The organism is Stenotrophomonas forensis (assembly GCF_028752115.1).
Lineage (GTDB): Bacteria > Pseudomonadota > Gammaproteobacteria > Xanthomonadales > Xanthomonadaceae > Stenotrophomonas > Stenotrophomonas forensis.
Window position 1 is genome coordinate 4,143,009 of record NZ_CP082270.1, and the last position, 13,441, is coordinate 4,156,449.

Consider the following 13,441-nt stretch of genomic DNA (forward strand, 5'->3'; position numbering starts at 1 on the left):
CCACAACCGCAGCTGACTGGAAAGTGCAGATCACGACAGATTTGGCCAACCCGGGTGATGGCGCCCGCCGGCGGGCCCGCCCCGACTCCACGTATCACATTGTGTCGGTTGGACAATGTTGTTTTCGGAACAGACAAGTGAGCGCCATGTGGTCGTTTTGGCGACCACCTGGGGGTACCGTGTCGCGGCTGAAATCGACAAAAGAACCCGCGCCCCGATGAGCCCCCCTTCCCACCCCCGCGTTGCAGCCCTCGGGCTGTCCGGCCTGCTTGCCGCTGCCCTCCCCCTTGCCGCCCAGGCCGCCGAACGATGCGGCCCGGATGCGATGCGCGACCACCCGCCCCAGGTCAACATCCGCGTCGACAACGACCTGTTCGGTGGCCGCCACCAGGACCAGGGCTACACCAACGGCGCCCAGCTGACCCTGGTCTCGCCGAACCTGGTCGACTACACCGATGACCCCTGCCTGCCCCGGATGGCGCGCTGGGTGAACCAGTACCTGGAAGGCCTGCACCCGGGCAGGTTCGAGCAGCAGAACATGATCTTCAGTATCGGCCAGGGCATTTTCACCCCGACCGATCCGGCCCGCCGCGACCTGATCAAGGATGATCGACCGTATGCCGGCGTGCTGATCGCCAGCTTCGGCTTCAACGCGCGCAGCGGCGACCGCCTGCAGACCACCCAGCTGACGCTGGGCGTGGTCGGTCCATGGGCACAGGGCAAGCAGGTGCAGGATGCGGTGCACGACATCCTCAATGACAAGAAGTTCGAAGGCTGGGACAACCAGCTGCACAACGAACCGCTGTTCATGCTGACCCACGAGCGCATGCGCCGCTGGCCGGCCGATGCCAGCGTCAATGCCGGCGGCTGGGGCTGGGATGCGATCAGCCACTACGGCGGTGCGATCGGCAACCTGGAGACCAAGGCCAATGCCGGTGGCGAAGTACGTTTCGGCTGGAAGCTGCCCGATGATTTCGGCAGCACGCCGCTGCGTCCGGCCGGCGAGAACACCGCGCCGACGCGTGGCGGCCGTCCCAGCGGCTGGTCGTGGCACATGTTCGTCACCACCGACGCGGCCTGGGTAATCCGCGACATCACCCTGGACGGCAACACGTTCCGCAGCAGCCACAGCGTCGATAAGCGCCACGTGGTCGCCCAGGGCGGCTACGGCATGGCGCTGACCCATGGCCGCTGGAAGTTCGCGGTGGCGCGCTACCACAGCACCCGCGAGTTCTACGGCCAGCGCGAGGCCCCGGTGTTCGGCAGCTTCACCATCAGCCGCTCGCTGTAAGCGAGGGGCCGATGGTAGTGCCGGCCGCTGGCCGGCTGCTGGCATATCCGGATGGATTGATGAGGAGCCGGCCAGCGGCCGGCACTACCCGCATCCGCAACCGCCATCCCGAAACAGAAAAGGCCGGCTTTCGCCGGCCTTTTCGTTCACCACGCCGCGGCGTGGATCATTCCGATTCCCACCACATCCAGAAGCTGTCCCACAGGCGCTTGAAGAAGCCGGCCTGCTCGACGGCGGCCACCGCCACCAGCGGTGCTTCGGCGATGACCTTGCCATCCAGGGTGACCTTCACGGTACCGACCTGCTGGCCGGCGGTGAACGGTGCCTCCAGGGTCTTGGGCACATCGATGCTCGGCTTCAGGTCGTTGTAGCGGCCACGCGGCACGCTGACCAGCATCGGCTGGGCCACGCCCAGCTGCACCTTGTCGGTGGTGCCCTTCCAGACCTTGTGCTCGGCCACGGCCTTGCCCGGCTCGTACAGGCGGTGGGTCTCGAAGAAGCGGAAGCCCCAGTTCAGCAGGGCCAGGCTGTCATCGGCGCGCTGCTTTTCCGACGCGCCACCCAGCACCACGGCGATCAGGCGCTGGTCACCGCGCTGGGCCGAGCTCATCAGGCAGTAACCGGCCTCGGAGGTGTGGCCGGTCTTGATGCCGTCGACGCTGCCATCGCGCCACAGCAGCAGGTTGCGGTTCGGCTGCTTGATGTTGCCGACCTGGAATTCCTTGATCTTGTTGTACGCGTAGGTTTCCGGGTAGTCGCGCACCATCGCGCGGCCCAGCAGCGCCAGGTCGTAGGCGGTGCTGTGGTGGCCCTGCGCGGTGAGGCCGTGGGCGTTGACGAAGTGCGAGTCCTTCATGCCGATCTTGGCGGCGTAGCTGTTCATCAGCGACGCAAAGGCTTCTTCACTGCCGGCCACATGTTCGGCCAGGGCGATCGCGGCGTCGTTGCCGGACTGGATCGCCATGCCCTTTTCCATGTCTTCCAGGCGTGCGGTCTGGTTGACCGGGAAGCCGCTGTAACTGCCATCGGTACCGGCGCCACCTTCGCGCCAGGCGCGCTCGCTCATCATCACCTGGTCGTCCGCACGGACCTTGCCGTTCTTGACCTCGGCGGCGATCACGTAGGACGTCATCACCTTGGTGATGCTGGCCGGGGCCAGCTGCTCGTGGACGTTTTCGCCGGCCAGCACCTGGCCGGTGGCGTAGTCCATCAGCACCCAGGCCTTGGACACGCTCGGCGCCGGGGCCGGCGGAGTGGCGACAGTGGCCGGGGCAGCAGCGGCGGCGGCAGGCGCCGGCGTGGCCGGAGTCGGCAGCGGCGTCTGGGCGGAAGCCAGACCCACCACCAGGGTGGCGGCCAGGGCAGTGGCGGCGGAACGGAAATTCATTGGACAGCAGGCTCCAGGGGACGGCCGGGAATGGAGGGTGGAACGTAACGGCCATTGTAAGGCCGGGGGAGCACGGGCCGGCAGCACCGGCCCGGGCGGTTCAATCCTTGACGATCTGCGGCGAACCCAGGCCCAGACCGGCGATGCGGCCGACAAGTTCCGCGGCACTGGCATGGTCGCTGGCGGGTACGCGCAGGCGGAACAGGGTGCGGCCACCGGCCGCGATGTCGCTGATGGTGGCGCCGACGATGCCTGCGGCATTGAGCTGGCCCATCGCGCGGTTGGCGTTGTCGCGGTTGGAGAAGCTGGCGACCTGCACCATCACTGCGCCGACCACCTGCTGCGACAGGCTGGGTGTCGTCGGGGCGGAACGTACCGGGGCCGGCGCAGCCGCACGCGGTGCCGCGCTGGCCACCGCAACCGGTGCCGGTGCGGAGCTGCGCACCGGCAGTGCACTCGGTGGCAGGCTGCTGACCGCCACGTCCGGCGCGGTGCTGGCTACGCCCTGGGTGGTGGCCGGCTGGCCGCGTGCAGGCATGCCGTCGGCCGGCAGACGCTGGACCAGGCGATCGATGTCGCTGTCGGCGGCGACCCGCGCCGCCGGTGCCGGTCGTGCACTGGCCACGGCGGTGGCGGCGGCCGCTTCGGCGGCGCGGCGCTCGCGGCGCGACGGCTTCTGCGCCAGCAGGTTGCTCTCGCCCGGCTGCAGTGCGCGCACTTCGACATTGCCGGTGCCGCGCTGGGTGATGCCCAGGCGCACGGCGGCGGCATAGCTCAGGTCAACCACGCGGCCATCATGGAACGGCCCCCGGTCGTTGACGCGCACGATCACCGACTCGCCGTTGTCGAGGTTGGTCACGCGGGCGAAGCTGGGCAGTGGCAGCGTCTTGTGCGCGGCGGTGAACTGGTACATGTCGTAGACCTCGCGGTTGGAGGTCAGGCGGCCATGGAACTTGGCGCCGTAGTACGACGCGGTGCCGCGCTCGACGTAGTTGCGGGTGTCGTCAAGCACGTTGTACGACTTGCCCAGCACCACGTACGGCGACTTGTTGCCGATCGCCGATCGTTCCTCGGCGGTCACTTCCGGCTCGGGAATGCAGGCCACGTTGGGAATGTAGTCCGGCGTGCTGTCGCGCACGCCCGGTTTGTACAGGCCACCGGCGGTGTAGTTGCCGCGGGTGCTCAGGTCTTCCTTGGCCGCCGCGTACGGGGAACCGTCTGGGCAATGCGCCGGGCGCGATCCGCGGCCCTGCACCAGCGTGCCGCTGGACTTGCCACCATGGCCGGCCGTGGCCGGCTTCTTCGGCGCGCTGCTGCAGGCCGCCAGCGCGAGGACGATCAAGCCTGGGGCCAACCATCTGATGTTCATGCCGGGGGCAGCTCCTGTCCGGCGATGGCCTGGGACAACTGGAACACGGCCATCGCGTACATCTTCGAGAGGTTGTAGCGGGTGATCGCGTAGTAGTTCTGGAAGCCCAGCCAGTACTGCTTGCCGGTGCTGCCTTCAAGCGTGATCGGGGTAGCGGTGGCACCGGGCTTCACCGGCGCGCTCGGCTGGTAGCCACGCTGCGCCAGGTCGGCCAGCGACCAGGTGGGCATCCACTCGGTCGGGTTGAACTCCTCGCGCCCCGGCGCCAGCGTGGCCGGCACGGCGACCTGGCCGCCACGCACCCAGCCGCCCTTCTTCACGAAGTAGTTGGCGATGGACGAGAACACGTCGTCATAGCTGTTGAACAGGTCACGGCGGCCATCGCCGTTACCGTCCACCGCGTAATCGAGATAGCTGGACGGCATGAACTGGCCCATGCCCATCGCACCGGCATAGCTGCCCTTGAGCGTGGTGATGTCCAGCTTCTCTTCGCGGCCCAGTTCGAACAGCTTGGCCAGTTCGTCGCGGAAGAACAGCTCGCGGCGCACTTCGCGTTCCAGCTTGGCCGGATCGCCGCTGCGCGGGTAGTAGAACGCCAGCGTGTACAGCGCATCCAGCACGCGATGGCTGCCGGCATTCTTGCCGTAACTGGTTTCCACGCCGATGATCGCCACGATCACTTCGGCCGGCACGCCGGTACGCTGCTGCACGCGATCAAGCTCGGCGCGATGCTGCGCCAGGAACGCGCGGCCGCCGTCGATACGCGCCTTGCTGATGAACATCGGCCGGTACTCGTTCCACGGCTTGACCCGTTCGGCCGGGCGCGACATGGCAGCAATGATCGGCTGGCGCACCTGCGCCTGGTCGAGCACGCTGCTGATCTGCTCCGGCTTCAGGCCATAGCGCTTGGCGGTATCGGCAATGAAGCGGGCCCGCGCGACCTCGAACGGCACCGGGGTGAGATCGACCGGCGGCGCGGTGGCCGCAGTGGCTTCGGGCGCGGCCTCGGCCGGGCCATGGGCCTTGCTGGCGGGCTGGCGCGGCGTACTGCTGGCCTGGGGCGAAGACGGTGGGGACTTCGGCTGGGTCGCGCAGGCGACCAGGCCGAGGGTGAGCATGCAGGCCAGAGTGCGTCGAATCATCGTCGCAGGTTAGCAGGTCATGGATGAATTAAAACCCCTAACACCATGAATCACAACGATTTGCCCGCGTTCAGTGGGAAATGTGAAGACGTCGTGATCGACCCACCCCATTCAGATAGAGGTTGCCGGTTGCGCCCCCATCCCCGCAGACGCAACCGGCGACCGGATCCGGTCGGTACCTTGCGCGGCTGCCGCTCCCCAGTGGCAGTACCCCGCGCTCCCTGTACCCGTTGGATCAGTACTGCTTCCCGCCCGACGCCCCCTCGCGCTGCAACGATTGACGGCGCGCCGTGCCGAACGGGCCGCCATTGTGCAGGCCGATTACGACAAGTCCATTGATCAGGATCAACGCAGCGTAAAAGTGTGAACCGGATTACATTTTTTATGGACTTCGGTCAGTGGCAATGCAGCTGCGGGCTGCTGTGAGAACGCTTCCACAACGGGCGTTGCGCAGAGTCAGGAAATTTCCAGCCAACGGCGCAGCCCCTCGTGGGTGGGTTGGATTTGTCGCAGAAAGCAGAAGCAGCGAGTGGGTCGGTCGGGTCGGGTCCGCGGGGGACGCCGTGAACCCATCCTTGGGGGCTTGGCAGCCACATCCATGCGGCTGACACCCCCGCGGACCCAACCCGACCGCCCTCTGACAGATGTCGGTGGCCTGCCACCCACGGAGAAGAAAAAAGATCAAAAGCGGGTCGCGCGCTGCGCTTGCTCGTGAGCCGAGCACGGCTTGGCTCTACACAAGGCAATGAAGCGATCCGCCAGGCCGCTTTTGCTTTTGATCTTCTTTTTTCTTTTCGTGGGTGGACGCGCCCGAAAACTGTCAGGGGGCGGGCGCGGTGGGTTCGCGGGACCGTTGGCGCCATGGATGGCGCCATCGAGCCCCTAGGGACGGGTTTACGGCGTGTCCCGCGAACCCACCGCGCCCGCCCCAATTACATGACCTGCGTTACGCGACCACCCACGAGGGGCGGCGCCGTTGGCTGGAACCCCTATCCCCCGTGCACCGGCCGGTGCCCGCGCACCGCCATCACCAACCCGATACCGGCCAACAGCGAAACCGCCGATGTCCCGCCATAGCTGATCAACGGCATCGGAATGCCCACCACCGGCAGCAGGCCGGAAATCATTCCACCATTCACCAGGACATAGACGAAGAACGCCAGCCCCAGGCTGCCGGCCAGCAACCGTGCGTGCGTGTCGCGCGCGTGCACCGCGATCCACAGGCAGCGCCCGACCACGAACAGGTAGAGCGCGAACACCGTCGCCACACCGATCCATCCGAACTCTTCGGCCAACACTGAAAACGCGAAGTCGGTCGTGTACTCGGGCAGGAAATCCAGCGTGGCCTGCGTGCCCTGCCCCCAGCCGCGACCCTGCCAGCCACCGGAGCCAATCGCGATGCGCGACTGCAGGATGTTCCAGCCGGTGCCGAGGGGGTCCGCCGCCGGGTCGAGGAAGGTCAGCACGCGATCCTTCTGGTACTGCCGCAGCAGGCCGAACCACGCCAGCGGTGCGGCCAGCGCCAGCCCGGTCGCGCCAGTGGCCACCCAGCCCCAATGCAGGCCGGCCAGCAACAACGCAAACACGCCGCTGGCGGTGACCAGCGTGGCGGTGCCCAGGTTGGGCTGCATCAGGATCAGTACCGCGGGAACTCCGATCAGCACCGCGGCGGTCAGCACCGTGCGCGGCGACGGCGGCAGTGGTTGCCGGTGCAGGTACCAGGCCATCATCAGCGGCAGGCTGAGCTTGAGCAGCTCGGACGGTTGCAGGTAGAACACACCCAGGTTGAGCCAGCGCTGCCCGTACTTGCCGGTACCGATCACGTACACCGCCATCAGCGGCAGCATCGACAGCGCATACAACGCCGGTGTCCACGCGCGCAGGCGCAGCAGCGAAACCCGCGACAGCAGCCACATCGCCAGCAGGCCACCGGCAAAGCGCGCGGCCTGCCCGGCCACCGGGCCGGACACGCTGTGCAGCACCGCCAGGCCGGCGCCCATCAGGATCAACAGCGCAACCAGCAACGGCAGGTCGATCGTGCGCACCGCCTCACGGCAGCCGCCAAACAGTCGTTTCCATTCCACGCGGGCACGGTAGCAATGCGTGCTTGCGTGAAGCTGTCATGCGGCAGCTGCATTTGTAGAGTCGAGCCGTGCTCGACTGCCTTTCATGCAGCAACAGAAGCAGTCGAGCAAGCTCGACTCTACGAAGGCGGCGGAGCCGGGCTCAGCCGTAGCCGCCGTGTACCGGATTGTGGCTGCGCACTGCCATCACCAGCCCGAAGCCGGCCAGCAGCGATACCGCCGAGGTGCCGCCGTAGCTGATCAGTGGCATCGGCACGCCCACCACCGGCAGCAGGCCGGAAATCATCCCGCCGTTGACCAGCACGTACACGAAGAACGCCAGGCCGGTGGCACCGGCCAGCAGCCGCGAATAGGAATCGCGCGACTGGCTGGCGATCCACAGGCAGCGCCCGATCACCACCAGGTACAACGCCAGCACGGTGGCCACGCCGATCCAGCCGAATTCCTCGCTCAGCACCGAGAACGCGAAGTCGGTGGTCTGCTCGGGAATGAAGTTCAGGTGCGACTGCGAGCCCTCGCCCCAGCCCTTGCCGTCGAAGCCGCCGGAACCGATCGCGATCTTCGACTGGATGATGTTCCAGCCCGCGCCCAGCGCATCCATCTCCGGGTCCAGGAACATCATGATGCGGTCCTTCTGGTACGGCCGCAGCAACCAGAACCAGGCCAGCGGCGCGACCGCAGCCACGCCCCCCACGCCCAGGCCGACCCACCACCACGGCAGGCCCGCCAGCAGCAGCACGAACACACCACTGGCAGCGATCAGCACGCCGGTGCCGAAGTCCGGCTGCAGCATCACCAGCCCGGTCGGTACGCCGATGATGACCAGCGCCACAAGCACGGTGTTGAAGCGCGGCGGCAGCGGCATCCGGTGCAGGTACCAGGCCACCATCATCGGCAGGCTGACCTTCAGCAGCTCGGCCGGCTGCAGGTAGAAGAACTTCAGGTCCAGCCACTGCCGTCCGTATTTGCCGGTGCCGAGTACGAACACCGCCAGCAGCGGGATCATCGAGATCGCGTAGATCATCGGCGTGGCTGAGCGGATGCGCAGGATCGGCACCCGCGAGATGCCCCACAGTGCGGCCATGCCCACCGCGAAACGCGCCCCCTGGGCCATCACCAGGCTGTCGCCACCGGCGCTCTTCAAGGTGGCCAGGCCGATCACCATCAACGCGCCCAGCGCCAGGCACAACACCCAGTCCAGCGTGCTGAAGAAGCGGCGCAGCATGTCGCCGGCCCAGCGCAGGAACACCTTCATCGTGCGGGCTCCGCAGAGGTGGGACGCGGCGTGGCCGGCAGCGCGGCGGCAGCCGGTGTGCCCGGCGGCGGTGCCGGAGCCGGCGCGGGTGCCGGTTCGGGCGCAGGCACGCCGACCAGCACCGGGTGCTCGGCCAGCTGCGCGGCGGCCAGATCACCGGCCTGGCGCGCACCGGCATCTTCGTTGTCGAACGCGGTGGCGCCGATGGCGGTGGTGCCGCGCTCGCTGTCCAGCGGCTGCATGCCTTCAGGCATCTTGCCCAGCAGGTAGGCGTCGAACACCTTGCGTGCGATCGGCGCGGCCGCCGAACCACCGTAGCCGCCACCCTCCACCGCCACCGCGATCGCGATCACCGGGTTCTCGACCGGCGCGAAGCCGACGAACAGCGCGCGGTGGCGCAGGTGCATCGGCAGGCTCTTCGGATTCACGGCGGCCGTGCCCTTGCGGCTGATGACCTGCGCGGTACCGGTCTTGCCGGCCATCACGTACGGCGCACCCACTGCCACGCGCCAACCGCTGCCGCCGGGCCGCATGGTCGCCATCATGCCCTCACGCACCGCCTGCAGGTTGCTGGGGTTGGGGCTGACCGGTTTGATCTCGCCGGGCGACGTCGCCGCCCAGTCGCTGTCGAAGCCGTCGCGCTGCTGGATCACCAGGTGCGGGGTGCGCAACTGGCCGTCGGCCAGCGCGCTGACACCACGCGCCAGCTGCAGCGGGGTGACCTTCCAGTCGCCCTGGCCGATGCTGATGTTGACCGTATCGCCGGGGTACCAGGCTTCCTTGCGGGTCTTCCGCTTGTAAGCCGGCGACGGCAGGATGCCGCCGATTTCGCCGGTCAGGTCGATGCCGGTCGGCTGGCCAAAGCCGTAGTACTCCATGTAGTGGTCGAAGCGCTCGATGCCCAGGTCCAGCGCCAACTTGTAGTAGTAGGTATTGACCGACTCGGCGATGGACTTGCGCAGGTCGGTCCAGCCGTGGCCGCCGCGGTGGGCGTCACCCCAGCCGCGCGAGGTGCCGGGCAGGTAGAACATGCCGGTGGACAGCACCTTGTCTTCCGGGCGGCGCACGCCCGAATCCAGGCCGGCCAGGCCGATCAGCGGTTTCAGCGTGGAGCCCGGGGCGACGCCGCCGAGCACCAGGCGGTTGAACTGCGGCCGCGACGGGTTCTCGTTCAGCGCCTTGAAGTCGGCATGGGAAATGCCGTTGACGAACAGGTTGGGGTCGTAGGACGGCAGGCTGACCATCGCCAGCACTTCGCCGGTACGCGGGTCCATCGCCACCGCCGAGCCTTCCTGGTCGCCGAAGGCGGCGACCATGGCCCGCTGCAGGTCGGCGTCGATCGACAGCCGCAGGTCGGCACCGGACTGCGCGGCGACACGGCCGATGGTGCGGATCGCACGGCCCTGCACGTTGGTTTCGACCTGCTCGTAGCCGACCTTGCCGCGCAGCTGCTGCTCGTAATAGCGCTCCAGGCCGGACTTGCCGATGTGGGTCAGCGCCGCATTGCCTTCACCGAGGATCTCCAGATCCTTGTCATCGACGCGGCCGACGTAGCCGATGATGTGCGCGAACAGATCGCCGTAGGGGTAGCGGCGGGTCAGGTAGGGCTCCAGCTCGACGCCGGGGAAGCGCCAGCGGTCGACGGCGAAGCGCGCCATCTCCTCGTCGCTCATGCGCAGCTTCAGCGTGACCGGCAGGAACTTGCGGCGCGCCTTGCGCGACTTGTTGAACGCTTCCAGTTCTTCCGGGCTGATGCTGATGATCTTCGCCAGCCCTTCGAGGGTGGCGTCCATGTCCTTGACCTTGTCCGGGGTCACGTCCAGGCGGAAGGCCGGTACGTTCTCGGCCAGCAGGCGGCCGTTGCGGTCGTAGATCATGCCGCGCCCGGGCACCACCGGCCGCGGCTTGATGCGGTTGGCCTCCGAGCGCGTGGCATAGACATCGTGGTCCAGCACCTGCAGCTTGAAGTACCAGCCGCCCAGGCCCAGCAGGCAGACAAGCACGCCCAGGAAACCCAGCGCCGCGCGACGGCGGAACTGTTCGGCTTCGGCGTGCGGGTTCTTGACCTGGCGGCGCGGAATCATGGCTCAGCGCCCGCGCTTGCCGAAGCGCACCGCGTCCAGCAGCACGAACACCAGCGGCCACAGGCCCATGCCCAGCAGCGGCGCCCACCAGTACGACCACGGCAGCGTCGGCTCGCCCACCAGGATGTGGACCAGCGCGCTGACGATGCGGTCGTTGAACAGCAGGCCGCCGATGGCCAGCATCTGCTGCGACATCGGGAAGAAGCGGATGCGGGCACGGAAGCGCTGCAGGATGAAGGCCAGCATCACCAGCCGCAGCGCCTGTTCACCGAGAACGCCGCCGTATAGCAGGTCGGCGATCACGCCACTGGCGAAGGCGACGCCCAGGCCGACGCGTTCGGGCGCTTCGATCACCCAGTACGCCAGTACCAGCGCCAGCCAGTACGGGCGCAGCGGCTGCAGCAGCGCCGGCAGCGGCAGCAGGCCCAGCAGCAGCGCCACCACCAGGCTGGCCGGCAGCACCCACGGGTTGTCGCGCAGGCGGCTCATCGTTGGGCCTCCGGCGTGGTCGGTTGCCGGCCAGCGGCCGGCACTACCGTGGACCCGGCTGGGGGAAAGCCCCCCTCTTGTTGAGGGGGGCGCGCCGAAGGCGCGGGGGTAAGGTGGGATGCGGGGGCAACAGTCCTCGTTTGCAACGAGGGCTGTTGCCGGCCAGCGGCCGGCACTACCGGAGCACTGGCCGGAGCCGGCGTCGTTGTGGCTGGCGCAGGCGCGGTGGCACCCGTGGCCGGGCCGCCCGGCGCGGTGGCTTCCAGCTGCAGGCGCAGTTCCGGCGGAATCCGGATCGCCGCGCCCGGGCGCAGCAGCAGCACGTCGCGGCCGCGGTCGAGCTGGGCCGCCGGCTTCAGTTCGCCGACCAGGAAGGCATGGGTATCGTCCGGACGCAGGCCGGTGATGGTGCCGACCGGGAAGCCGGCCGGGAAGCGGCCACCCAGACCGGAAGTCACGATCTCATCGCCCACTTCCACACCAGCGCTGAGCGGAATGTCGCGCAGTTCCAGTTTGTCGCCGCGGCCGTAGACGATCAGGCGCACGCCGTTGCGGGCCACGGTGACCGGTACCGCGTGGTCGGGGTCGGTCAGCAGCAGCACGGTGGAGGTGCCGCCGGTGACGCTGATCACCTGGCCCATCAGGCCGCCGGCATCGATCACCGCCTGCCCGACATGCACGCCTTCGCGGCTGCCGGCGTCGAGCACCAGCCGCTGCTTCACCGGGTCCAGGTCGATGTCCAGCACCGGTGCCAGCTGCACATCCAGGCCACTGCGCTCGGCCACGTTCAGCAGTTCGCGCAGCTGGGCGTTGTCCAGCGCGGCGGTCTGCAGGCGGGTCAGGCGCGCGTTGGCCAGCAGCAGCTGGTTGCGCAGTTCACGATTCTCGTTGACCAGCTGGCCATGGCTGGCCGCCGAATCCTTGACCTGGTTGCCGAGCTTGCCCGGCAGGCCCGCCAGCGCCCACACCGGCTGCACCAGGCTGTTGGCCTGCCCGCGCAGCTGCGCGAGCCAGCCGGCCTGGTCGTCAAGCACGATCAGGGTGATGGCCAGTGCGAGATAAGCCAGCAGCCGCAAGGGGCTGGCGGCATCACCGGATCGGGAAGCGACGGGAGGTCCGGCGTAGGGCGGCACGGCAACGATTCAACTGGCAGAAGGCGGAAGGGAAACACGCGGGCGCCCCGCCGGTGCCGGCCCACCCTCATGGCGGGCCGCACCCCGGAGGGGCGCTGCGGGCGCAGGCAGCCGGGACGGCTTACTCCGGCGCAAAGAACTCGTTGCCGTGCATATCGACCAGCTCCAGCGCACGGCCACCGCCGCGGGCCACGCAGGTCAGCGGATCGTCGGCCACCTGCACGTGCAGGCCGGTTTCCTCGGAGATCAGGCGGTCCAGGTCGCGCAGCAGGGCGCCACCACCGGTCAGCACGATGCCGCGCTCGGCGACGTCGGCGCACAGTTCCGGCGGGGTCTGCTCCAGCGCCAGCTTGACCGCGCTGACGATGCCCGACAGCGGCTCGTGCAGGGCCTCGAGCACCTCGTTGGAGCTGATCTTGATCATCTTCGGCACGCCCTCGGCGAGGTTGCGGCCGGAGATTTCCATCTCGATCACTTCCGCCTGCGGGTAGGCGCAGCCCAGCTCGACCTTGATGCGCTCGGCGGTGGCTTCACCGATCAGCATGCCGTGGTTGCGGCGCACGTAGTTGGTGATGGACTCGTCGAAGCGGTCGCCGCCGATGCGGACCGACGCCGAATAGACGATGCCGTTGAGCGAGATCACCGCCACTTCGGTGGTGCCGCCGCCGATGTCGATGACCATCGAGCCACGGGCTTCGGTCACCGGCATGCCGGCGCCGATCGCCGCGGCCATCGGCTCTTCGATCAGGAACACGTCACGGGCGCCGGCTTCCTCGGCCGATTCCTTGATCGCGCGGCGCTCGACCTGGGTCGAGCCGGCCGGCACGCAGACCAGCACGCGCGGGCTCGGGCGCAGCACGCGCGACTTGTGCACCTTCTTGATGAAGTGCTTGAGCATCGCCTCGGTGTAGGTGAAGTCGGCAATGACGCCATCCTTCATCGGGCGGATGGTGGTGATGTGGCCCGGGGTACGGCCCAGCATCTGCTTGGCCTCGGCGCCTACGGCTGCCACCGAACGGGTGCCGCCAATGGCACGGTCCTGACGCACGGCCACGACCGACGGCTCGTTCAGCACGATCCCCTGCCCGCGCACGTAGATGAGGGTGTTGGCCGTGCCCAGGTCGATGGACAGGTCGTTGGAGAACATGCCACGGAGTTTCTTGAACATCTGAGGAAGGAGTCCTGAGGGGTGTCGTGCCCGCCGCGG

At 68.1% G+C, this 13,441-nt stretch carries 10 protein-coding genes; 1 reads left to right on the top strand and 9 read right to left on the bottom strand.

Going from position 1 to position 13,441, the window contains the following annotated elements; translation table 11 throughout:
* The first annotated feature begins 217 nt into the window (after positions 1-217).
* On the top strand, positions 218-1,291 hold the full coding sequence (locus tag K5L94_RS18980; protein ID WP_053450824.1) for a lipid A deacylase LpxR family protein: 1,074 nt from the start codon (positions 218-220) through the stop codon (positions 1,289-1,291).
* A 166-nt stretch (positions 1,292-1,457) separates the two neighbouring features.
* Here the strand turns inward: K5L94_RS18980 and K5L94_RS18985 are convergent, their stop codons facing one another.
* The 9 genes from K5L94_RS18985 to K5L94_RS19025 form a co-directional block, all read right to left on the bottom strand.
* Complete coding sequence (locus tag K5L94_RS18985) at positions 1,458-2,678, bottom strand: D-alanyl-D-alanine carboxypeptidase family protein (RefSeq protein WP_008264856.1); 1,221 nt, start codon at positions 2,676-2,678, stop codon at positions 1,458-1,460.
* A gap of 100 nt (positions 2,679-2,778) precedes the next feature.
* Positions 2,779-4,047: a septal ring lytic transglycosylase RlpA family protein gene (locus K5L94_RS18990; RefSeq protein WP_053450825.1), complete on the bottom strand. Its 1,269-nt coding sequence runs from the start codon at positions 4,045-4,047 to the stop codon at positions 2,779-2,781.
* Positions 4,044-5,189 carry a lytic murein transglycosylase B gene (gene mltB / locus K5L94_RS18995; protein WP_274511161.1) on the bottom strand — a complete coding sequence of 382 codons (1,146 nt, stop codon included), beginning with the start codon at positions 5,187-5,189 and terminating at the stop codon, positions 4,044-4,046. Before mltB ends, K5L94_RS18990 begins: the two co-directional genes overlap by 4 nt.
* A 989-nt stretch (positions 5,190-6,178) precedes the next feature.
* Positions 6,179-7,273, bottom strand: a complete 1,095-nt coding sequence (gene rodA, locus K5L94_RS19000; protein ID WP_164086616.1) for a rod shape-determining protein RodA — start codon at positions 7,271-7,273, stop codon at positions 6,179-6,181.
* 142 nt (positions 7,274-7,415) lie between these two features.
* A complete protein-coding gene (gene rodA, locus K5L94_RS19005) occupies positions 7,416-8,528 on the bottom strand; it encodes a rod shape-determining protein RodA (protein ID WP_053450826.1) in 1,113 nt (370 codons plus the stop codon).
* Positions 8,525-10,612 (bottom strand): penicillin-binding protein 2, encoded by a 2,088-nt coding sequence (mrdA, locus tag K5L94_RS19010; protein ID WP_053450827.1) that lies wholly within the window; start codon positions 10,610-10,612, stop codon positions 8,525-8,527. Before mrdA ends, rodA (K5L94_RS19005) begins: the two co-directional genes overlap by 4 nt.
* Positions 10,613-10,615: 3 nt before the next feature.
* Positions 10,616-11,101 carry a rod shape-determining protein MreD gene (gene mreD / locus K5L94_RS19015; RefSeq protein ID WP_008265483.1) on the bottom strand — a complete coding sequence of 162 codons (486 nt, stop codon included), beginning with the start codon at positions 11,099-11,101 and terminating at the stop codon, positions 10,616-10,618.
* The gene (gene mreC, locus K5L94_RS19020; protein ID WP_053450828.1) at positions 11,098-12,234 is read right to left on the bottom strand and encodes a rod shape-determining protein MreC; all 1,137 of its coding nucleotides are present in this window, start codon (positions 12,232-12,234) and stop codon (positions 11,098-11,100) included. Before mreC ends, mreD begins: the two co-directional genes overlap by 4 nt.
* Before the next feature lie 121 nt (positions 12,235-12,355).
* The gene (locus K5L94_RS19025) at positions 12,356-13,402 is read right to left on the bottom strand and encodes a rod shape-determining protein (RefSeq protein WP_005419402.1); all 1,047 of its coding nucleotides are present in this window, start codon (positions 13,400-13,402) and stop codon (positions 12,356-12,358) included.
* Positions 13,403-13,441: the final 39 nt, after the last annotated feature.